This window comes from uncultured Campylobacter sp. (genome assembly GCF_937996225.1).
Taxonomy (GTDB): Bacteria; Campylobacterota; Campylobacteria; order Campylobacterales; family Campylobacteraceae; genus Campylobacter_B.
The window spans coordinates 37,997-58,457 of the sequence record NZ_CALKTC010000063.1; the positions used below are offsets into that span (position 1 = coordinate 37,997).

Here is a 20,461-nt window from a genome sequence, read left to right on the forward strand (position 1 = left end):
CTTACGCCCTTAACTCAGTGATGATCTCTATTTTAGACGCGTCGGTCGAGCCGTCTAGGATCAGCTCGCCGATGCTTTCCGCGCGGATTAGCCCGCTGCTTGGATTTTTGACGCTGTCAATCGCGCCTTTTACTTCGACTTGCACCTCGCTGTATTCAAACGCTAGCGTCGTATTTATGAGCTCGCAGTCTTGCAGGCGCAAATTTTGCATATAGCAAAAGCCCTGCAAGCTCTCGATCTTGCAGTTTCGTAGCGTTACGTTTTTGGAATTCCACCCGAAGTACTCGCCCGCGATGAAGCAGTCCTCGATGAGGATATTTTCGCAGTTCCAAAACGCGTCCTTAGAGAGGAGCTTGGAGTTTTTAATCGTTACGTTTTTGCAGCCGTCGAAGCAGTAATCCCCGAAGAGCGATAGATTTTCGATGCTTAAGCCTTCGCAATCAAGCCCGAAATACGCGCCCTTTGCGGTGACGTTTTTTAGCGTGACGTCGCTGCAGTGCCACAAGGTCTCCTGCGCGTCGTGGAATTCCACGTTTTGCAGCGCGGCGTCTTTTATGCGGCGAAGCCCTTTAGGCGCGCCGTAGAGGCAGTCTTTTAGCACCACGCCGCGGCTATACCAGATCCCTGCGCGCGCGACCTCGTCGAATAAGCAGTCCTGTGCACGAATATTTTCGGCGTACCAAAACGGATATTTCCACTCAAATTTACAGTTTTGCGCGACGATATTTGCGCTGTGTTTTAGCGGCGACTCGCCCTCACCGAAGACGGAATTTTCGATCCGCAGATCCTTTGCGCCGAACAGCGCGCGCTCGCCGCTAAAGTGCTTTTGTCTTAATATTTGCATGGCTTTCCTTAGATTTAAAATTTGCTTCAGATTATACAAGGAATTTCAAAATTCCGCATAGATTAGGCGTATGAAACGCAAGCGAATTTTAAAAATTTTAAAATTTAAAGGCGGCGAAGGACTAAATTTGACGCGCTTCGGTAGTGGTTACGAAACATATGCGGCGAATGCACGGCAAATCGCCGCACGTTTATAAAGGCGTTTTTGTAAACGCCCTAATGAAGCGCGCCTAGATCACTACGGCTATTCGCGTATTCGTTTAGGCACCCGTATCTGCCCACGACGCGTGTCGCTCGAAAGATACATAAAAATTTATCGCAAGCGGCGCCTTATAAAATTTGTAAAATTTTCTACAATCAACGTGCAAGTTTCCCTAAAGCGTCGTGTCTGAAAAAGCGCAAATTTTACCCCGCACACAAACTGGGCGCGTCTAATGCTCGTGGTGATGCAAGTGGATGTCTTCGCCGCGGTCTCGATCTGTAGCGCGCTTTCGCAGATCAAAATACACAAAAAGCCCACTAGGCTCGCCATCCTCGTAAATTTCAAGCTTGTAGCGCATTACGGCGTGCGTGCATACTGCAACGTCAAGCGTCGCTTCATAGCCGTCTGCGCTGCGCTTTAGCGGGAATTCCGCATTGCCCATATTCATACTCACGCCCGAAATTTTAACGCTCGGATTTTTCAGCTCACGCGAAATTCCGCTTATTTTTAGCTCATTTGCTCCCGCTTCGATCGGATGGCGCGCTACGCTAAAGAGCGCCTTCTGCCCGCCCGCGTTAGTCTCGCAGTCCTGTGCGGCTAGATTGCAACCCAGACGCGTCCTTATATCCTTAAATAATGCATCGCTCTCATCCGCGCCAAATCCTAAAGTAGCGGCGAAAATCAAGCTAAAACGTAGAGCCTTTATCATTATGATCCTTTGTAAATGAAATTTGTACGCAATTTTAGCAGAAAATTCCGCGCCTATTAAAAATATTTATTAAAATTTTAGCTAAAATAATGATATCTTCTACGAAAGGATGAAAAATGGCTGAGTTTTTAATCAAAGATGCTAAGGACGGCTGCAAATTCGATCTACTTTATGACGGGCATGTACTGTGCACCTCCGAGGTTTACACGAGCAAGGCCGCTTGCAAAAACGGCATCGAAAGCGTCGCAAAAAACGCCGCGCTAAATAAGATCGAGGATCAAATCGCAGGCGGAGAAAAGCTAAACAATCCGAAATTTGAGCTTTACACTGATAAAGCAGACAAGGTTCGCTTCCGCCTAACGGCTAGCAACGGACAGATCATCGCCGTTAGCAAGGATTTTGAGGCTAAGGCGGACGCCCTAAAAGTAATAGAGCTTATTGTAAAACAGGCCCCGAAAGCCAAGATCAAGGAGGCGTAAATGGACATAAACGGACTTGTAAATATGGTCTCCGCGCTCAAAAGCGACGATAAAAATTTAAGAGAATTTCAAAGCGGTCCGGTCGCTTTTATCGAAAAATTTCTAGGCGTTGATCTGCCAGACGATCAGATAAATGCGATAATTGCGGGCATCAGCTCAAATTTTTTAAGCAAAAACGAAAGCGGCGGATCTAGTTCGCTAGGCTCGATGCTGGGCGGACTTTTGGGCGGCGGCGAAGACGTGCAAGCAAATGCCGTCGATAGCAAAGGCGTGGATTTTAGCGCGCTGATCGGCAAAATCGCAAGCGCCAAGCTCGACCTAAACGGCGACGGCAAAGTCGATATCAACGACGCAAGTAGCTTTTTGGGCGATCTTTTAGGAGGCGGCGCAAACGGCGAAGATAAGGGGCTAAGCTTAGGCAGCCTGCTAAAAACGTTTAAAATTTAAACGAGGCTAAATTTAAAACGCAGACTGGATTTTGCGCGGCGATATTTAAATTTGCGCGCGCTATTTTAATCCGCGCCTGCGTACTACGGCGCTTGCGTGAAGGGTTTAAATTTATGCTGTATTGCGCGTAAAAACCTCGCGCTTAATTAAGGCGGGCTCAAATTTAAAGCAAAAGTTATTTAAAATTTAAGCCCGTTTCGCCTTTGCAGCGTTTTGTTTATGGCACCTTGACGGAGCGCCCCGCTCGATCCTCTTTAAACCCTCGCTTCAAGATGAAACAATCTCAAATGCCGCTTAAATTTTATCTTTGTCCTTCAAGCGTCCGCTTTAAATTTAGTCGCTCTTTGGCTCGGTTTCATTTCGCTACCCATTCAAATTCCCGCGCAGCGCGTCAAAGCATATAGTCAAATTTTATCAAAATTTTAAAAACGGCTATAAATTAAGCGCGAAAGAGTTCGCCCAAATAGGATATATTTTATTTCTATTTACTGTTTAGGTAGTATAATCGTCTTTGTCCGACAAGATAAAACCTCCTTTTTGTATGAAGCCCGAGTTTAAAAGCTCGGGCTTTTTTTATGCCCGAAATTCTGCTATAATCCCGCCAAAAACTGTAAGGAAATTTTATGCTTTCACATATCGACGAAAACAATATGCCGCGCATGGTAGATGTCGGCGCCAAGGACGAGAGCGAGCGCGTAGCCACCGCTAGCGGCATCATCCGCATGAGCGCGGAGGCGTTTGCCGCCGTTAAGCAAAACACGGCCAAAAAAGGCCCCGTGCTTCAAACTGCCGTAGTTGCCGCGATAATGGGCGCTAAAAAGACGAGTGAGCTAATACCCATGACTCATCCGCTTACGATTACTTCGATTAAAACCGATATTGAGGAGCTTACGAGCGAGTGCGCGTTTAAGCTTTTTGTAACTGTAAAAATCACGGGCAAAACGGGCGTTGAGATGGAGGCGCTAACGGGCGTGAGCGTGGGGCTGCTGACGATTTATGATATGCTAAAAGCGATAGATAAATCGATGCAGATCACCGACGTCGTGCTGCAGCGCAAAGAGGGGGGCAAGAGTGGCGTGTATATTAGGGGCTGAAAAGCCGAAAATCGACTATCCACTTTTTTGGGAATATAAAATCATCCTAGACGCAAGCACCCAAAAGCGCGAGCAGATCGATGAAATTTTAAAGGGCGAAAATTACAAAATAGACTTTTCGCGCTTTTCAAACGGCGGCAAATATATGAGCTTCAACGTAAGCGTTTTCGTTAAAGACGACTTACATCGAAACGAAATTTTCGAGCGCTTAAAAGCCCACTTTAAATATGTATTGTGACAGGAGATGAAATGAAAGAAGCAATAATCAAAAAATTCGGCGCCGATCTCGCGCAAATTCCACAAGCCGAGCTAGCCTCATATGTGCAAGAGCTCGCCTTGCAAGAAGCCACGAAGGCTTTGTGTGAGCTTGACGACGAGAGTAAAAGCGCCAAAAGCACGCAATTAATCCTAGACTTCGCAGCCGAGTTAAAAGACGCGGGCGCGCTTAGCGATGAGACGGCAGAAGCCCTACTTAACGGCGTTAAAAAGGCGCTGTGCGACGAGGACGAGCAGGGGCTTTACAAGCTCATCTACGACTACGACGATCTGCGCAAAAAGATCGCTTGTAAGCAAAAGGCTATTAAAGCACTTGTTTTGCGCAGCTACGATGATCTGGATACTGCGCTGCAAAACGCAAGCGAAACAGAGCTAAAAGAGCGCATAGGCTCGGCGCTACAGCGAGCGATCGCGAGCAAACTTCCGCTTGCGGATGTGCTTAAAGAAGCAAGCGAACTGGCTTTCATAAGCGTGCTCGAAAGCGGAACCGACATCGAGGACACCGCGCACGAGACGGCTAAAAACATCGCATTTTCGGCTATCGGCGACGGGGAATTTACGAAATTCCGCACGAAAGAAATTTCAAAAATCATCATAAATCGCGCGATTTTCGTCGCAAACGAGAGTAAAAATACCGCCTCTGCGCTGATTAGAGGCGCGATTTTAGGCTGCTACGACGGCATAAACAAAGCCGCCGAAAGATACCGCGACGAGCTAAGTTTCTCGCCAGCAAGCGACGCACAGAGCCTAGAGAACGAAAGGCTTCAAATTTCGCAGATGAGCGAGCTATTTAGCGCCGTGCTAAGCGACGCGGTCGCAAGCTCGGAGGAGCCCGCTAAAAGCGAGATCGCCAAGATCGCCGATGAAGAATTCGGAGGCTATTTGGCTAAATTTAGAAAAATTTCAAGCGATCTTGCCGAGCAACTAAGCGCCAAAATCGGCGAGATCGAGCTTGGCGAGCGCGCAAAAAAGGCGAGCGCCAAGGCGCGCGAAATCACTCAAGAGCTAAGTCAAAAAAGCGCCAAAATCATCGAAAACCTCGATCTGGACGAGAAACTGGACGCAATCAAAAAAGAGCTTAGCGAGTTTGAAAAGAAGATGAGCCAAAAATTTGCCGAGCTAAAAAGCTCCGACGTCGCCAAAAACGTAAGCGAAAGGGCGCGCGAGATGAGCGCTAAGGCTTACGAGGCCGCAAAAGAGACGATCGCCAAGCTAAAGTCCAAAAAGGACTAAATGGGCGTCACAGGTGCGAAATCCCTAGCGGCAAACACTCGGCGCTCGCTGCTTTGCGCTGCAAAATTTACTCACATGTCTTAAAACCCGCGAGCCCCAAAGAAAGGAGCTTTCATTAGAGTTTGCGAGGCTTATGCGGAATTCTTCATGCGCTTTAATGGCACAACAGAATTCCGTGCCGATAAAGAATTTACTAATTTTGCGTAGCTAAATTTAGATGTGCACTGTAAAATTCCGTGCCGCCAAAAATCCTACGGCGATGCGAGACCCCAGTCCAACCAAATCTTGCCGTAGCTATAAAATTCTAAATGTAAAATTTTATAGCTGCCAGAGCATATATAAAATTCCAAAAACGGCGCAGATTTTTAAGCTTAAAATTTCATCGTACAAATTTGCGTAGCCGAATTTTAAAATTCTAAACGCATAAAATTAAAATTCCGCCTCAAAGTGATATAGCACGATTTGCGGTTTGAAATTTTATCCCGACGCGCGCAAATGAAATTTCGCGAGATAAACTCTACGAAAAGGCGTCTGTGGCGTTTGGCATTTCTACGATCATTTTCACTGCAGCGTAAGATGCGGCGCATTGGCTTTTACCAAATTAGTAATTAAAAATTTATGTACCGCAAAAGATTAGCGCAGCTCATCTCAAATTATAGCGACATCCGAGCCCATTTTATCGCGCGATTTGATCGCATAAATTTTAAACCGATCTTGCTGCGCCCGGGTCGAGCGCCTGGTGTAAATAAAATTCTACCGGATTTATCGTTGCGTAAATTTAAAACCGCGCCCCCGCTCTATTTGGGCGCAGAGGCGCCTTATTTATACAACGTAGCACTTGGATTTGGATAAATCCACTACTTTCACATAGCAATGCCTCGCTTACGCCGCGATAAAATTCTGCGAAATCACCGCTAAATTTTATCGCTAAATTACAAAGCCCAATTCTATTTTAAAGGCGACGGCCGTCCTTAAATTTCACGACAAATTCCAAATAGATCGCGCCTGCAAAATCCAGCAATCCAAAATAAAATTCTAAAAATTTAACCAAATTTCGCTAAAATCGCCGCAAAATTTCAAGGAGAAAAGATGAAAAAATTAGCTCTTTTAATATCCTTTGCTGCGATGATGATTTTTACCGGCTGCGCGAGCACCACGCAAGGCGGCGCCGTAGGCATCGACCGCTCGCAATTCATCACCGTAAGCGAAGCTGAAATGGATCAAAGTGCCGCGCTTGCCTACAGGCAGATTACCGCCCAGGCAAACGCCAAACATGTCCTAAATACCGATAAAAAGCTAACTGATCGCGTTAGAGGCATCTCGAAGCGCCTAATCGCTCAAGTCGGCGCATTTCGCAAAGACGCACTGAAATGGAACTGGCAGGTAAACGTCATCAACGACCCTACGATCAATGCTTGGTGTATGCCTGGCGGTCGCATCGTCGTATATACGGGTATCATCGAAAAACTAAAGCTTACCGATGCCGAGCTGGCTGCTATTCTGGGGCACGAGATGTCGCACGCACTGCGCGAACACAGCCGCGAGCGAGCCTCGACTGAACAGATGAAAGATGTCGGTATCGCTGTAGCAAGCTCTGCAGCGGGGCTTGGAGATCTGGGCTCGGCGGCTTTGAACATGGCGGCGCAGTACACTTTCACGCTGCCGTTTTCGCGCACGCATGAGACGGAGGCCGATCTGATGAGTGTCGAGCTGATGGCGCGCGCAGGATACGATCCAAGGGCGGCGATAAACGTCTGGGAGAAGATGAATAAGCTAAACGAGAGCCATCCGCTTAAATTTATGTCCACGCACCCTTCAAACGAAGATCGCATCGCCGATCTAAAAGAGGTGATGCCGAAAGTCTTGCCGCTTTACGAGGCCGCCACAAGAAATAGATAGTCTTGCGATTTAAAATTTCGCAAGAGCTTGCGCGCTAAGGTTTTTTAAGTAGCAGGTTTTATCGTCGCATTTAAATTTCTTAATGGGCCTGCGCGCGGCGCTAGGATTATCCGCCGCCGCGCATAAGCTCTATTGCGATAAAATCTCGCCGCAACAAAGACCTGCCGCAGCGCGAAATTTTAAATTACCGCAGAATTCTACGCACGGGCGCGAGGTATTTTCCGCGCCTTTTGGATTTTAAAGCGTTTTTAGATATAATCATAAACATTTATTTTTAAATTTCAAAGGATAAGAAATTTGGACACAGACAGTTCGGTTTTAATGTTAGTTTTAGCTTTTGTATTCATCTTTATGAATGCTTTTTTTGTTCTTTCGGAATTCTCAATCGTCAAAGTAAGAAAGTCTCGCCTCGAAGAGCTTATCAAGGATAAAATTCCAAACGCAAAGCTCGCTTTTAAAATTTCAAACTCCCTTGACACCTACCTCAGCGCCACTCAGCTAGGCATTACGATAAGCTCGCTCGCCCTCGGCTGGATCGGTGAGCCCGCGGTATCGAGACTGATCGAGCTACCGCTAAGATCCATCGGCATAGGCAGCGGAGCGGCGGCGCATACGATCGCCTTCGTCATATCTTTTACGCTCGTTACGCTATTTCACGTCGTGCTCGGCGAGCTAGTGCCAAAATCCATCGCTATTGCCAAAACCGAGAAGATCGTGCTTTTTATCTCCAGACCGCTTCATATTTTTTGGATTATGTTTTTTCCGATCATAAAAGCGTTTGACTTCATCGCTGCCGTCTCGCTTAAAATCATCGGCGTAAAGCCTGCCAAAGAGAGCGAGCTTGCGCTTTCGGACGAAGAGATCAAAATCATCGCAAGCGAGAGCCTAAAAGGCGGCGTACTCGATAGCCTCGAGACCGAGATCATCAAAAACGCCGTCGATTTTAGCGACACGGTCGCTAAAGAGATAATGACGCCACGGCGCGATCTTATATGCCTAAATAAGCAAAAAAGCTACGATGAAAACTACGCAACCGTATTGCAGTCGAAATTTACGCGCTTTCCGTATATCGACGGCAGCAAGGATAACGTCCTAGGCCTCATCCACATCCGCGATATCATCCAACAAAAGGGAGATAAAAGCTTCGATAAGATCGTGCGCAAACTCATCATCGTGCCTGAAAACAGCCCAATCTCTAAAATTTTACCGATGATGAATAAGCAGCGCATTTTTGCCGCGCTCGTCATCGACGAATACGGCGGCACTGCGGGTTTTTTGACAATGGAAGATATAATAGAAGAAATTTTTGGCGACATCAACGATGAACACGACGCGAATGCGCAAAATTTCAAACGTATCGACGAGAACACCTTTGAGTTTAGAGGGCGTTTCGAGATCGAAGGCGTCGAGGAGGTTATGGGCATTGACTTCGACGAAGAGACCGAGCAGCTAACGATCGGCGGCTACGTCTTTAATCTCTTTGGCAGCCTACCTGAAATCGGCGATAAAATAAGCGATGAGAACTGCGATTACGAAGTACTGCGAATGGATGGCACAAGAGTTTCGCTCGTAAAAGCGATCAAAAAAGCAGTCGCGCAGCCGCAAGAAAATGAAGAAGCGGAGAAAAATAACTAAGCCAAAGTGTGAGTTAATAAAATTCGCTCTATGATGCTGCGCGCCGGGAATTTCAAGCGCGCTGCCGCTTGCGACGCTCTCAATTCCCATCTAGGGTGAAAATTTATTCGCCGCTCCCGTATAGATGCCCTAATAGCGGGCACAGGAATGCCACTCGCCTTGTAGAGCGCCATAAAAGTGCTATTTATAAGTCCTCTTCATATTACAAACAAAAGGCGAAATTCTGCCGCGAAAATTCTGCCAGAGCGACGCTAGATAGAATTTCTTGATGAGCCTATTTTTAAATTTTGCGAGATCGTAGATTTTAAAAATTTCAAAATTTTGCGGAATTTTAAAATTTCAATTGATCTAAATTTCTCGCCTAACTTAAATATCAAGCCCTGCTACAAGCCTGGGCTAAGCGGATTTTAAAGCCAAAGCCTAAGCGTAAAATTCTAAAATTATTAAAGATAAAATTTTGCTGCGTAGTATCGCAGAATTAACTCTATCGATTTTGATCATAAAATTTCACCAATCTTACTTTAAAACTTCGCGGCTTTAAATTCTAAAAATTCCTAAGTAATCAAGTCGGCACGCCTTAAAATTCCGCATAAATAAATCTTAAATTCCTTTTTGCTACCATAACGAAAATTTTTCGCACGGATGGCTTTATGACAAAACACAAATTCTCATCGCGCTGGGCTTTTATCATCGCCTGCGTGGGCTCTGCTGTAGGTATGGCAAATGTCTGGGGCTTCCCTTACAAACTCGGCACGAACGGTGGCGGCGCATTTTTGCTAATTTACGTTTTTTTTGTAACGCTGTTTTCATACGTAGGCCTAAGCGCCGAATACGCGATCGGTCGCCGCGCCAAAACAGGCACGCTAGGCTCATACGAATACGCGTGGAAAAGCCGCGGACTGGGCTCTATCGGTAAGGTTATCGGCTGGTTGCCACTTGCCGGTTCGATGTGTATCGCAGTGGGCTATGCCGTCATCATCGCCTACGTTTTAAAGGCACTAGTCCAAGCCATAGACGGCTCGCTAATGAGCGAAAATACCGATACGTGGTTTAACTCTTTTGCCCTGACGTCCTACTCCGTGGTGCCTTATCACTGCATAATCGTTGCAGGCACGTTGCTGACGCTGTTTTTCGGCGCCAAAAGTATCGAAAAAACGAATAAAATTATGATGCCGCTATTTTTCGTGCTATTTGCAATTTTGGCAATTAGGGTTGCGACACTGCAAGGCGCTGCAGGCGGATATGCGTTTCTTTTCGGCGCCGATTTTACTAAGCTAGCAGATCCGATGGTTTGGATTTCTGCGATGGGACAGGCGTTTTTCTCGCTATCGATTACGGGCTCAGGGATGATCGTCTATGGTGCGTATCTATCCAAGGACGAAGACATCGTATCTGCGGCGAAAAATACCGCGTTATTTGACACGCTAGCCGCGATGGTAGCTGCGCTAGTGATGATCCCTGCAGTATTTGCTTACGGAATGGATCCTGCGGCGGGGCCTAAGCTACTTTTCGTAACTCTGCCTAAAATTTTGCAAGATATGGCAGGTGGTAGAATTTTTGCGGTGATTTTATTTACCGCCGTGATTTTTGGTGGAATTTCATCGCTTCAAAATATGTTCGAAGTAGTCGCCGAATCGCTAATGCATAAGTTTCCAAGGCTAAGCCGCGCATTCACGCTTGCGCTATTGTGCGCGATCTGCCTGGGTGCGGGCCTTGGTATGGAAGCGATAAGCTCATGGGGTCCGTGGATGGATTTCGTATCGATTTATATCATTCCGATCGGAGCAGTAATCGGCGCGATATCGTGGTTTTGGGTGATTAAGCGAAATGAAATTTTAGATGAGATAAATCTGGGCGCAGAGAGGGTTCGCGGCAAGCTCTGGTATGATATCGGGCGCTTTGTCTATGTCCCGCTGGCGCTACTTTTATGTATAATCGCGCTTAGTATGCATATTTCGTTTTGAATTAAAATCTTGCTAGATTTAGAATTAATAGTGTTCTCTCGTAATGGAATTTTAGCAAAGCACATTTATAAATCATTGCATTATCCATATAAATAATGTATAATACAATCAAAAAGGAGACAATATGACGCGATCTATAAACGTAAATTTTAGAATGGATGCCGAGCTTAAAAAAGGGTTGGAGGAAGTATGCTCTGAAATGGGGCTAAATTTAACTACTGCTTTTACAATATTTGCTAAAAAAGTATTGCAAGAACGCAAAATTCCTTTCGAGCTGACGGCAGATCCCTTTTACAGCCACGAAAATTTATCTCATCTTAAGCGCTCTTTTGACGAATTAAAGGAAACTAGCGGGATTGAACGCGATTTGTTAGAAGCGGATCAATGAAAAAAACCTGGTCGCAAGAAGCTTGGAAGGATTATCTGTATTGGCAGGAAAATGATAAAAATATTCTAAAGCGCATAAATAAGTTAATCCTAGATATAGAGCGTAACGGCTACGATTGTATAGGCAAACCCGAAGCGCTAAAGGGCAATTTATCGGGGCTTTATAGTGTTAGAATAGATGGAAAAAATCGGCTCGTATTTAGAATATCTAATGGCGCCATAGAAATAGCTCAGTGTAAAACTCACTATGGAGATAAGTAAAATACGCACAAAAGCATCAATATCAAAGCGGTAGGATTTGTCCCAAAATAAAAACTTTCACCCAAAAAAGGCGTGGAATTTTAAAATTTTATCTTATTTTATGGCTTAAAATTTTGAAATTCAGTGCAGATTTAAAGTAGTAAATTTCAAAATTTTACCTTGGCTGCTAAAAAGAAATTTCGTCATCAAATTTAACAACAGAAATTTCTTTTTAGTAAATGCCGTATCTGCAAAAGAGTATCATGAGCTGCTGCAATATTTCAAGGCGCTAAACGTAAAAATAGAAGATCGGACCGATTTTATACCGCAGGCTCAAAATAATGACTATTTCACCGATAAAAATGAAATTTGGAGCGATAATTTTAGCGATACGCAAATTCCGAAGAAAATTTTAAATGGAAGCTTAGGCGATTTTTTAGTTTGGATTGAAATTCTAGCTCAAACGGCGAGTTCTTAAATTTAGCGATAATTCCGCGAGCGAATGGAGGGGGTGAGGCAGCGAGACAATACAGCTCACTAACTCAGCGGCTCACCATAACTAAAAACCACGACAATTCAAATTAGTTCTAGTTCGTCATCACGATCGTAAAGCTACGGCAAGTAAAATCGATCCAACCCGCTGTCGCAGTAAATCCACGGCGGGTGCGGTTCGGGGCATAAAAAGCCGCTCTAAAGCCCGAACCACTCCACAATCCTTACTTCGCCCCTTTAGGCGGCATAAACGCGGTTAGTTTGATATCCTCGCCCGCCTTGTGTTTATAAAGCTCGATATTTACTAACGCCGTGTGAGAGATATTGCCGTTAGCAAGCTCGCTCGTAGGCAGGTCAATCGTAAGCACGTTCGGATTTCCATTTTTGCAAAGACCCTCGGCATTAGGATCGTACCACGCGCCTTCGAAGATCTGCACCACGCCGCGCATTATGTCATCGCTTACGTTGGCTCCCGCCAAAATTTCGCCGCGAGCGTTATAAACGCGCACCAGATCGCCCTGCTTGATACCGAGCTCCTTAGCGTCCTCGGTATTTATTAGCACCGGCTCGCGATCCGCGACGGCGTATCTCTTGCGATTTGAGGTGTTACTCTGCTGCGAATGCAAGCGATCGAGCGGATGCAGGCTAAGCAGGTGAAATTTCGCAGGCTTTTCCTTCATACCCAGCCACTCTACGGGCTCGAACCACATCGGATGCGCGCCGCAGTTTTTGTAGTTCATCGCAGCAATCGTATCGGAGTAAATTTCAATTAGCCCGCTAGGCGTTCCCAAAGCCTCCAAAACAGGATCGTTTCTAAAATCCTCAAAGCTCACGTACGCAGCACTCTCCGGCGTTTCGTAAAATTCCGTCGGCTCGTTCTTCTCCCACCACTGCTCAAAGCTCGGCATCTGCACGCCCAAAGCGGTGTTTGCATTCACGGCGCTAGCTGCTCCTTCGTAAAATTCTTTGATCCAATCCATCTCCGTTTTGCCGCCGTCCGTATAAGCCTCGGCAAGTCCGTCTGCGTAAGCCTTGCAAAGGTCGGTAAAAATTTGATAATCGTCCTTCGCGCCGTGCTGCTTAGCGACGACCTGCTTCATAGGAATTATATGCATATTGGAGTAGTCCCCGCTCATCGTGATGTCGTTGCGCTCATACTCCGTAGTGGTCGGAAACACGATGTCCGCCATCTTCGCAGTCGGCGTCCAGTAAATTTCATTCACTACGATAGTGCGCGGCTTACGCCAAGCCTTGATATTAGTGTTGGTGTCTTGATGGTGCACGATCGGATTTCCGCCGACCCAGTAGATGAAGTCGATCTGAGGATAAGTGATCTTTGCGCCATTTGCGTCGATCGTCTTGCCAGGATTTAGCAGCGCGTCTGCGATGCGAGCTAGAGGGAAGGCAACCTTCGCCGTATTTACCAGCCACGCTTGAGCTGCTTCGCCGCCTTGCTTCTGATCCTGCGCAAGCCCTAGGAATTTGCCGTCCTTAACGACGCCGACGCTTGCCGCGTTCATTCCGCCGATCACGCTGCCCGCACAGGTAGGCGCGCCGCCGTTAGCATAATGGTAGCTAAAACCGAAGCCGCCTCCTGCAAGTCCGATCTGCCCTAGCATCGCGCACAAAGTCACGATCATCCAGTGCGCCTGCTCGCCATGATGAGCGCGCTGGATACCCCAACCAGCCATTATCATCGTGCGATTTTCGTAAAATTTTATCGCAAGCTCTTTGATCACGTCCGCGCTAATGCCGCAAATTTCACTAGCCCACTCGGGCGTCTTAGCCACGCCGTCGCTCTGCCCCGTGAGGTACGGCACGAATTTTTCAAAGCCCACGGTGTAGTTTTGTAAAAATTCCTTATCGTACTTGCCCTGCGAGTAGAGGTGCTGCGCCATGCCTAACATCATCGCTACGTCGGTGTTCGGGCGAGGAGCGATCCATCGCGCCTTGCCTTCGAAATACTTGCCGCTTACGGTTTTAATCGGATCGATGATGATGATCTCTTTGTCGCTGTTTTTTAGCTGCTCGAAATACTTAAATCCCTGCTCGTCAGAGCTCGTCCACGCCACGCGAAGCGTAGAGATCGGATTGAGCCCCCAAAAGACCACTACTTTGGAGTTTTCAAGCACCACGGGCCACGAGGTTTGCTGCTCATAGACCTGATTTGAGCCCGTTACGTGCGGCATGATGACCTGAGCCGCGCCCGTGGAGTAATCGCCCGTGACGCCCGTAAAACCGCCGGTTAAGTTCATAAATCTATGAAGCAGCGTCCTTGAGACATGCACGTTGCCCGTGCTCTGCCAGCCGTAGCTGCCGGCAAACACCGAGTCCGCGCCCTTTTGCTCGCGCGTCTTTTTAAGCTCACGCGCGACGAGTTTGATCGCGTCTTCATATTTTACCTCGACCCATTCGTCAAGTCCGCGAAGCTCTGGCTTAGGATTATCGGGATCGGCGAGATAGGATTTTCGCACCATCGGCGCCTTGATGCGCGTGTTATAAACGAGATCCGCCATCGTATTTTGAAGCGTATTGGGAATTTTAGAGGTGATCTTCCACGGCGCGGACTTTACGATCTTGCCGTTTTTGACGCTCGCTTTTAAAATTCCCCACCGCGCCGCGGTTAAAATTTCGCCATTTTTCTTAAGCGCAGTAAGTTTATCCGCCGCAAGCATCGAGCTTGGGATGAGCGGAAGCGCCGAGACCGCCGCGCCGAGCTTTAAAAAATTTCGTCTTTTCATTTCATATCCTTTAAATTTACGTCCTTGGAGTGCTTTTGCAGATACTGCACCACCGTCCAGCTCTCATCCTTGCTAATCGGCGTGCGCGAAAGCATCGATTTGATGTAGCCCGGCCATCTGTTTGCTTCATAGCTAGCGGGCTGATGCAGAGCATGGCAGACGCTACACGAGGCCTCAAATTTCTCCTTAGCGCCCGCGAAAATTTTATCCACGTCGCCGCTTAGCGCGCCCTCGTCGGTGTAGGCGGTTATTTTAACCTTATTAAAGCCGTCCTCTTCGCCCAAGCTCTCGCTTTGAAATTTAGCCTGCTTCGAAAACGCCACTGCGATTATGCGCGCTTTAGGCGTGAAATAAATAACGTTCGGCGCCTTTGGATTTTGATAGCCCGTGAGCGAAAATTTCACCACTCCGTCCTTAACCTCCAAGACCTCTATGGCGTTTGTGGGCAGCAGCCTGCCGTCCTTATGCGACAAATCGCCGCTTACGCTTACCTGCTTTAGCACCGTGCCGTAAAGCGTCTCGCCCGCCTTAACCTCGGCGCCAGCGTAGCTTGCGATCGCAGCCGCAATAGCCGCCGCAGCCGCAATAGAATTTAAAAACTTCATGCTTATCCTTTCTTAAAATTTTAAAAACTTCTCGTAAATCTGCCGTATAAAAAGCCCGCAAACATAACGGCCAAAACGGCCGCGAATGCCGCAAACGCTACCTGCGCGCACTGCGCCGCGTCTGCAAATTTTATGCTCGGCACCAGATAAAATCCCTCGCCGTAAAATCCGCCGAAAAAGCTCTGCACGTCACTAAGCGCGGTGCCTGCGGGAAAGGACGGAGTGCCCGTGCAGCTTGCGGGGCGAAACAGCTCCGGCAGCAGGCTATCAAGCGGCGCCGCAAAAGGAAATGCGGGTGCCGCGAGGCAATTTGCGGTATCTACGGCGGGGTGCGGAGCGGAGCTTTGTAAATAGCCGTATATCGCGCCCGCAAATCCGAGCGCATAAGCAACGAGCCTTGCTATGAAGCCAAACGGCAGCAGCAAGCCGATGAGCGCGCCCACGCCCGCTACGGCAAAGCCCAGACGCACGAGGGTGCTCATCTGCGTAGGCGACATAAAAAGGCAGCGCTGAAAGAAAAAATATGATGTCGCAAGATAGCCTGCGCTTATCACAAAGAGCCAAAACCACGGCGTAGCGGTATTTTGCCACGCGTAAATCTTCAAAATCAATCTATTCAAGATCTCCTCCGTCTTATAAAATTCTTAAGAATACTTTTTAATCTTAAGATTTAAATTTCTGAGAGAATTATAGCAGTAAAAGATAAAATTTCAGGTCTACATTGCCCTAAATATCGGAGTTTAATAAGCTTTAAGCTTAACGTATAAAATTTCAATTTTAAAATTTGACGCTCCTTGCGTGGCGGCGGAAAGTTTTTGAGATATGAAATTAAAACGGTAGATTTTATAAAATTTAATCTTCATTCGGGTCTATTTTGATAAAAAATATATCGATTTCAAAACTCCGTAGCTCCAGCACTCAATAAATATTATGAAGATGATATAATGAGCCAAAATTTTGAATAATATCGCTTTATAATTTAAGGACGAGGTGCCGTATGAAATTTAACATAAATGCCGTTATCGGCGGGGCGGATGATGTGCCGATCTATATACCGGATATTATAAGAGTGGCAAGGCAAGAGATTAAAAGGGTTTTTAGCAACTTTGAAATGGAGTCTCTACAAAAGATCGATATTTGCCTTTGTTTGAGCGGGGAAGTATCGAGATATTTTCCGAAATCGGGAATTTACCAGCCGAAATATTATCTTAAAAGCAAAAAAATTATCGCGTATATTCATTTTAGCTCAGACGAGTGGAGCTCCGATAAAAGGGCGAACGTAGATAAATTTTTAGAAAAGTTCAAGCAGTACCTTATAGAGCTTGGAGATATTACCGGGCGGAAAATTGCTAATAATAATTTGGAATTTGACGATACGCGGTACAAAGACAATATAAATAAAATTTTTGAAAATTTAGTAGTAAATTGTTGAAATAAAATTTAAAAAGGCTATCTATCTGAAGCGGTAAAATTCCGCTTCAGATAAGGCAGGCGTGAGCTGGGCTCGTAAAATTCCAAACGCCCTTAAGACGCAAAATAGCGACGAGGCGAGTTTGGAATTTCATCATCAACGATAATTTTAAATTTTGTCTAGAGTTTACTGGCGGGCTCAAAGCGCCTGCCTATCACCGCGCAGAATTTTAAACTCAAGCAAGCAATGCGCGAGCAATGGGGCAAAATTAATCCCGCGCGAATGCTAAATCGCGGCTTTTAACGCTTCAAATTTCGCGTCTTGCTCGGCTAGCAGCTGTCCTTTCTCATCGCGCGAGACGTAAATTTTAAAGATATTCTCGCCCGCTTTGTCGTAAAAGCCCACGAATTTTGAAAGCATCTCCATGAAAGTCTGTGTCACGAGGATGATCTTATCGATCTCATCCGTCTTTAGATGACCTGCTAAAATGCCCAGCCCGTGCGCCTCATCGCCGTTTGCGCCCATGCCGAAATTATAAAATCCGCGCGCGCTCTTGCCGCTTGGGATCTTGGTTTTAAACTCGATGATGAAGCTCGGCGTATTTTTCACGAAAAGCACCTCGCCCCAACTCTCAAGCTCCCTAATGACCTCGCCGAATTTATCGCCGCCCGCGCTCTTTCCGAAGCGCTCGGGCAGGTTTAGTAGTACGTCGATCTCCTTGGCGCCGAGCTCTTTGCAGATCTGCGCGATCGAAATTTTAGGGTTTTGCGCGAACAGCGCCTCGATTCTCTCTTTCATTTTCATCCTTTCTAAAATAAAATTTTGAGCGCCATTATAATATAAAAATTCTAAGTTACAGATAACGGCAATCAATTAAAGCGTAATTGAAAAGTTTATTTGAAGAAAGATTTAGCGCTACAAAGTGCTTATGCGTAGAATTTTAAACGACAATACAAAGAATTTTATCTGCACGGAATTTTAGAATTCTAAAATTCCGCAAAGCTTTAGAGCTTTATCATAGCGGATCGTATCCGAAGCGATTGGACCCGCTATCGCCGCGCTGCACGAAAAATACAAGCAGCACTATCCAACCCACAAATGATACCAAAAGCCCGATATCGCCGAAAAAAGCACCTACTATCGGCGTTAGAATAAGCAGAAAAAACCAGCCGCTTCTATCCGTGTCATGTAATCGCCTGACTGATACAGCGATGGCTGGCACGAGCATAGCCAGCTGAAAAAGCGCATCTATAATGCCGATTTCTTGATGGACGATTTTGCCGGCTATTATTTGATTGTACCCTATCGTAGTGCCTAAAACGCCATCTATCAAGCTCAAAACAATCCCGCCAAGCACGGTAAATAGAAAAAACCACCAGTACTCCGACCTCGATGCTCGCCCGCTAAATGCGGCGTATTTTTGCTTGACGCAAGTTTGCACGGACTCCATAAAAGTCATTTAAAACTCCTTTTTTAAAATAATATAGAATTATACTAATCGCCCCTTAAATTTAAATACCTAAAACTCCCGCCTATTCATCTGCCTTACGTGATACGCCAGATTCGCTAGATTGTAGCCACCTTTTGAAGCGGTAACCTCCCTAGTGCCATAAACCGCCGAAACATTTAAAACTACCGAAGCTAACCACCCTATGGCAAATACTAAAGCGAAAAGCTGCGAGTCAAGCGCTATCAAGACTAGAGTTACTATCTCCGTAGCTGCAATAACATAAAACGCTCTTAGATAGTTTTTCTCTCCGCTACAATCATAAAGCTCTTTACTAACTAGCAGCTGATAGATCAGATATACCGCTGTGCATACGTAATAAATGCTTATCATAAAAACTGATGGTTTAAACAATTCAAATCCTACAAATATAGTGCTTACTGCGCTTATAGCCGAGGAAACCCCGACTAACACGGCGTTTGATAGCAGATCCGTGCTGCGTATAGCGCGCGCTAAAAAATATAGCCCCACAGCTAGGCATATCATCGATATAAGTCCGACGCCTTCCAACGCACCCACTTTATCTACATTCTTGATATATCTGCCTACCGCATTTAACGCCTCAAGCCCAAACGCTATGTAAAGGGTAGTTTTGGCAGTAGATAGATTTTCGCTCTGCTCTTTAGCGTCATCCGCATAAACATACAGGATTGCTCCCGCGCCTACGGATACATTTAGCTTTCGCACCATATCAGGCAACCTAAAAAAGTCGCTAACAAGCCAAATTAAAAACAAAACATTAGGCACCGAGAAAATAACCATAAAATGAAAAAAGCCCTGTTCTATATCTTTTAGGTCTGATGCTTGCACACCCAAATCCGGACGAGACGAGTTTATAAGCGCTAACAGATCGTTACCTTCTATACTCGTCCACATGACAGCAACCACTACTAAAAAAAGCCAGATGAGAAATGGCAGCCCGCCTAAAAGCTGAAAAATCGCGGAAATTATACGCCCAAGATAAAATCTATGCGCACCGAAAGGCCCTAGGAACATATAAAATACGTAGGCCTTATTTAGATCGTAAGCCCTAGCTGAGCTTTGTGTAGAGCTAATTCTATCGGAATTTAAGGAAGCTGAATTTTGCCAAGTGGAATTCTGCTCTGCAAAATTCTGCGAGTTCGTAGCATCTTCGGTAGAATTCAAACTTTTAGCGTTAGAATCTTGCTCGCTAGAGCCTGTCGCGGCAGAATCTCGTAAAATAGAATTTTCTTCATCCGAGCCTTGAGCTGCAAAAGCTAAATTTTGCTCTATAGAATTCTGAGCCGCGAAATTTTGCTCGCTAGTATCATCCGCCGCAAGAGCTTCTCGCGCTAAATCTAAATTCTCAGATTGCTCCTGTGGTTTCTCGTCCAGAGGCTTTTTCTCTTCGCCACTTTTACGTCTTATACTGGCTAGCGATGCAGGATTACTGCTGCCGCCCCAAATATCTTCGCCCATCTGCTCTCCTTGATTTTTAAAGCAATTTTACCTGAAATTTAAGGAATTTCTGTATATTCGCCGCTACAAATTCAAAACAAAGGACAAAAATGTCAAAAGTAACATTTCAAGGAAAGCCTGTAGAGCTAAGTGGGCAAGAGATAAATCTAGGTGATCGCGCGCCGCAAGTGCGCTTAGTAGCTCAAGATCTAAGCGAAATCGAGATCGCTAGCGGCAAGCACGTGCAAATCATCGTCGCTGTGCCATCGCTAGATACGCCCGTCTGCGCGACGGAGGCACGCAAGTTCAACGAGCGCGCCGCATCGCTTCCTAACACTGAAGTAATCGTCGTTTCGATGGATTTACCGTTTGCGATGGGGAGGTTTTGCACGACTGAGGGGATCAAAAATCTACGCGTTGCAAGTGATTTCCGCGATAAGGAATTTTGCCGCCGCTACGGCACTCTCATCGCCAGCGGCGCATTAGCAGGTCTTAGCGCCAGAGCAATCTTCGTCATAGATACCGCAGGCGTTGTGGTTTATAAAGAGCTCGTAAGCGACATAGCCTCTGAACCCGACTACGACGCAGCGCTGGATTTTGCAGAGCTCGTCGCTCGCAACAGCTGCTCTAACTGAGCAAGATAATAGATCCAAGGTTTGGATAATTTTCGCCTCGCTTTAGTTCACTACTTTAAGCAAATTCGCCCTACTGCAAGTAAAAAAAACGAAGTAGGGCGCTTAAAATCCACTTCAATTTTACATTTTGATTTTACGCTTTAATTTTCGCTCCAGCGTACGCAAAGCTATTAACGCACAGTAATAGTAAGCGAATGAGAACAAAATTTATAGGATTACTCGCCGCTAGATTTTAAATTTAGC

At 46.1% G+C, this 20,461-nt stretch carries 20 protein-coding genes; 12 read left to right on the top strand and 8 right to left on the bottom strand.

Annotated elements, in window-relative coordinates; all coding sequences use genetic code 11:
• Nucleotide 1: 1 nt before the first annotated feature.
• Together Q0174_RS07385 and Q0174_RS07390 are read right to left on the bottom strand one after the other, a co-directional pair.
• Nucleotides 2-844 (bottom strand): DUF3737 family protein, encoded by an 843-nt coding sequence (locus Q0174_RS07385; RefSeq protein ID WP_298042923.1) that lies wholly within the window; start codon nucleotides 842-844, stop codon nucleotides 2-4.
• Between the two features lie 430 nt (nucleotides 845-1,274).
• Entirely contained in the window at nucleotides 1,275-1,754 is a 480-nt protein-coding gene (locus tag Q0174_RS07390) for a hypothetical protein (RefSeq protein WP_297904142.1), read from the bottom strand.
• Nucleotides 1,755-1,870: 116 nt separating this feature from the next.
• On the opposite strand from Q0174_RS07390, the gene Q0174_RS07395 reads away from it, so the two are divergent.
• The 10 genes from Q0174_RS07395 to Q0174_RS07440 all read left to right on the top strand — a co-directional run bounded on the left by Q0174_RS07395 (nucleotide 1,871) and on the right by Q0174_RS07440 (nucleotide 11,429).
• The gene (locus Q0174_RS07395) at nucleotides 1,871-2,233 is read left to right on the top strand and encodes a DUF1508 domain-containing protein (RefSeq protein ID WP_297921438.1); all 363 of its coding nucleotides are present in this window, start codon (nucleotides 1,871-1,873) and stop codon (nucleotides 2,231-2,233) included.
• The gene (locus Q0174_RS07400) at nucleotides 2,234-2,680 is read left to right on the top strand and encodes a hypothetical protein (RefSeq protein WP_298042925.1); all 447 of its coding nucleotides are present in this window, start codon (nucleotides 2,234-2,236) and stop codon (nucleotides 2,678-2,680) included.
• Between the two features lie 623 nt (nucleotides 2,681-3,303).
• Nucleotides 3,304-3,774: a cyclic pyranopterin monophosphate synthase MoaC gene (gene moaC / locus Q0174_RS07405; protein WP_298042928.1), complete on the top strand. Its 471-nt coding sequence runs from the start codon at nucleotides 3,304-3,306 to the stop codon at nucleotides 3,772-3,774.
• Nucleotides 3,752-4,012, top strand: coding sequence for a DUF493 domain-containing protein (locus tag Q0174_RS07410; RefSeq protein WP_297921867.1), 261 nt, complete (start codon nucleotides 3,752-3,754; stop codon nucleotides 4,010-4,012). Before moaC ends, Q0174_RS07410 begins: the two co-directional genes overlap by 23 nt.
• 11 nt (nucleotides 4,013-4,023) lie before the next feature.
• Nucleotides 4,024-5,283: a hypothetical protein gene (locus tag Q0174_RS07415; RefSeq protein WP_298042930.1), complete on the top strand. Its 1,260-nt coding sequence runs from the start codon at nucleotides 4,024-4,026 to the stop codon at nucleotides 5,281-5,283.
• A 1,089-nt stretch (nucleotides 5,284-6,372) separates the two neighbouring features.
• Nucleotides 6,373-7,182 carry a M48 family metallopeptidase gene (locus Q0174_RS07420; protein WP_298042932.1) on the top strand — a complete coding sequence of 270 codons (810 nt, stop codon included), beginning with the start codon at nucleotides 6,373-6,375 and terminating at the stop codon, nucleotides 7,180-7,182.
• A 321-nt stretch (nucleotides 7,183-7,503) separates the two neighbouring features.
• Nucleotides 7,504-8,817 (top strand): hemolysin family protein, encoded by a 1,314-nt coding sequence (locus Q0174_RS07425; protein WP_297882525.1) that lies wholly within the window; start codon nucleotides 7,504-7,506, stop codon nucleotides 8,815-8,817.
• A 650-nt stretch (nucleotides 8,818-9,467) separates the two neighbouring features.
• Nucleotides 9,468-10,781, top strand: coding sequence for a sodium-dependent transporter (locus tag Q0174_RS07430; RefSeq protein ID WP_298042934.1), 1,314 nt, complete (start codon nucleotides 9,468-9,470; stop codon nucleotides 10,779-10,781).
• A gap of 124 nt (nucleotides 10,782-10,905) precedes the next feature.
• Nucleotides 10,906-11,169 (top strand): type II toxin-antitoxin system RelB/DinJ family antitoxin, encoded by a 264-nt coding sequence (locus tag Q0174_RS07435; RefSeq protein ID WP_298042937.1) that lies wholly within the window; start codon nucleotides 10,906-10,908, stop codon nucleotides 11,167-11,169.
• On the top strand, nucleotides 11,166-11,429 hold the full coding sequence (locus tag Q0174_RS07440; RefSeq protein ID WP_298042939.1) for a Txe/YoeB family addiction module toxin: 264 nt from the start codon (nucleotides 11,166-11,168) through the stop codon (nucleotides 11,427-11,429). The genes Q0174_RS07435 and Q0174_RS07440 overlap by 4 nt, the downstream gene beginning before the upstream one ends.
• A gap of 695 nt (nucleotides 11,430-12,124) precedes the next feature.
• Here the strand turns inward: Q0174_RS07440 and Q0174_RS07445 are convergent.
• The 3 genes from Q0174_RS07445 to Q0174_RS07455 are packed head-to-tail and all read right to left on the bottom strand — an operon-like array spanning nucleotide 12,125 to nucleotide 15,866.
• Nucleotides 12,125-14,641 carry a molybdopterin guanine dinucleotide-containing S/N-oxide reductase gene (locus tag Q0174_RS07445; RefSeq protein WP_298042942.1) on the bottom strand — a complete coding sequence of 839 codons (2,517 nt, stop codon included), beginning with the start codon at nucleotides 14,639-14,641 and terminating at the stop codon, nucleotides 12,125-12,127.
• Nucleotides 14,638-15,246 (bottom strand): cytochrome C, encoded by a 609-nt coding sequence (locus Q0174_RS07450; protein ID WP_298042945.1) that lies wholly within the window; start codon nucleotides 15,244-15,246, stop codon nucleotides 14,638-14,640. The genes Q0174_RS07445 and Q0174_RS07450 overlap by 4 nt, the downstream gene beginning before the upstream one ends.
• A 20-nt stretch (nucleotides 15,247-15,266) precedes the next feature.
• Entirely contained in the window at nucleotides 15,267-15,866 is a 600-nt protein-coding gene (locus Q0174_RS07455; protein WP_298042948.1) for a disulfide bond formation protein B, read from the bottom strand.
• Nucleotides 15,867-16,243: 377 nt separating this feature from the next.
• Between Q0174_RS07455 and Q0174_RS07460 the strand changes: the two genes are divergently transcribed.
• Nucleotides 16,244-16,678, top strand: a complete 435-nt coding sequence (locus Q0174_RS07460; protein WP_298042951.1) for an Imm12 family immunity protein — start codon at nucleotides 16,244-16,246, stop codon at nucleotides 16,676-16,678.
• A 264-nt stretch (nucleotides 16,679-16,942) separates the two neighbouring features.
• On the opposite strand, the gene hutX is transcribed toward Q0174_RS07460, so the two are convergent.
• The 3 genes from hutX to Q0174_RS07475 all read right to left on the bottom strand — a co-directional run bounded on the left by hutX (nucleotide 16,943) and on the right by Q0174_RS07475 (nucleotide 19,604).
• Nucleotides 16,943-17,455 (bottom strand): heme utilization cystosolic carrier protein HutX, encoded by a 513-nt coding sequence (gene hutX / locus Q0174_RS07465; RefSeq protein ID WP_298042953.1) that lies wholly within the window; start codon nucleotides 17,453-17,455, stop codon nucleotides 16,943-16,945.
• A 217-nt stretch (nucleotides 17,456-17,672) separates the two neighbouring features.
• Nucleotides 17,673-18,116 (bottom strand): DUF805 domain-containing protein, encoded by a 444-nt coding sequence (locus Q0174_RS07470; protein WP_005872982.1) that lies wholly within the window; start codon nucleotides 18,114-18,116, stop codon nucleotides 17,673-17,675.
• A gap of 60 nt (nucleotides 18,117-18,176) precedes the next feature.
• Nucleotides 18,177-19,604, bottom strand: a complete 1,428-nt coding sequence (locus Q0174_RS07475) for a TM2 domain-containing protein (RefSeq protein WP_298042956.1) — start codon at nucleotides 19,602-19,604, stop codon at nucleotides 18,177-18,179.
• A gap of 89 nt (nucleotides 19,605-19,693) precedes the next feature.
• Between Q0174_RS07475 and tpx the strand changes: the two genes are divergently transcribed.
• On the top strand, nucleotides 19,694-20,218 hold the full coding sequence (gene tpx / locus Q0174_RS07480; RefSeq protein WP_297881845.1) for a thiol peroxidase: 525 nt from the start codon (nucleotides 19,694-19,696) through the stop codon (nucleotides 20,216-20,218).
• Nucleotides 20,219-20,461 lie beyond the last annotated feature (243 nt).

Excerpts from the sequence above, each read along its gene's own strand:
- Q0174_RS07385 (WP_298042923.1), bottom strand. The coding sequence starts at position 844 with ATGCAAATATTAAGACAAAAGCACTTTAGCGGCGAGCGCGCGCTGTTC.
- Q0174_RS07390 (WP_297904142.1), bottom strand. The coding sequence starts at position 1,754 with ATGATAAAGGCTCTACGTTTTAGCTTGATTTTCGCCGCTACTTTAGGA.
- Q0174_RS07395 (WP_297921438.1), top strand. The coding sequence starts at position 1,871 with ATGGCTGAGTTTTTAATCAAAGATGCTAAGGACGGCTGCAAATTCGAT.
- Q0174_RS07400 (WP_298042925.1), top strand. The coding sequence starts at position 2,234 with ATGGACATAAACGGACTTGTAAATATGGTCTCCGCGCTCAAAAGCGAC.
- moaC (WP_298042928.1), top strand. The coding sequence starts at position 3,304 with ATGCTTTCACATATCGACGAAAACAATATGCCGCGCATGGTAGATGTC.
- Q0174_RS07415 (WP_298042930.1), top strand. The coding sequence starts at position 4,024 with ATGAAAGAAGCAATAATCAAAAAATTCGGCGCCGATCTCGCGCAAATT.
- Q0174_RS07420 (WP_298042932.1), top strand. The coding sequence starts at position 6,373 with ATGAAAAAATTAGCTCTTTTAATATCCTTTGCTGCGATGATGATTTTT.
- Q0174_RS07425 (WP_297882525.1), top strand. The coding sequence starts at position 7,504 with ATGTTAGTTTTAGCTTTTGTATTCATCTTTATGAATGCTTTTTTTGTT.
- Q0174_RS07430 (WP_298042934.1), top strand. The coding sequence starts at position 9,468 with ATGACAAAACACAAATTCTCATCGCGCTGGGCTTTTATCATCGCCTGC.
- Q0174_RS07435 (WP_298042937.1), top strand. The coding sequence starts at position 10,906 with ATGACGCGATCTATAAACGTAAATTTTAGAATGGATGCCGAGCTTAAA.
- Q0174_RS07440 (WP_298042939.1), top strand. The coding sequence starts at position 11,166 with ATGAAAAAAACCTGGTCGCAAGAAGCTTGGAAGGATTATCTGTATTGG.
- Q0174_RS07445 (WP_298042942.1), bottom strand. The coding sequence starts at position 14,641 with ATGAAAAGACGAAATTTTTTAAAGCTCGGCGCGGCGGTCTCGGCGCTT.
- Q0174_RS07450 (WP_298042945.1), bottom strand. The coding sequence starts at position 15,246 with ATGAAGTTTTTAAATTCTATTGCGGCTGCGGCGGCTATTGCGGCTGCG.
- Q0174_RS07460 (WP_298042951.1), top strand. The coding sequence starts at position 16,244 with ATGAAATTTAACATAAATGCCGTTATCGGCGGGGCGGATGATGTGCCG.
- hutX (WP_298042953.1), bottom strand. The coding sequence starts at position 17,455 with ATGAAAGAGAGAATCGAGGCGCTGTTCGCGCAAAACCCTAAAATTTCG.
- Q0174_RS07470 (WP_005872982.1), bottom strand. The coding sequence starts at position 18,116 with ATGACTTTTATGGAGTCCGTGCAAACTTGCGTCAAGCAAAAATACGCC.
- Q0174_RS07475 (WP_298042956.1), bottom strand. The coding sequence starts at position 19,604 with ATGGGCGAAGATATTTGGGGCGGCAGCAGTAATCCTGCATCGCTAGCC.
- tpx (WP_297881845.1), top strand. The coding sequence starts at position 19,694 with ATGTCAAAAGTAACATTTCAAGGAAAGCCTGTAGAGCTAAGTGGGCAA.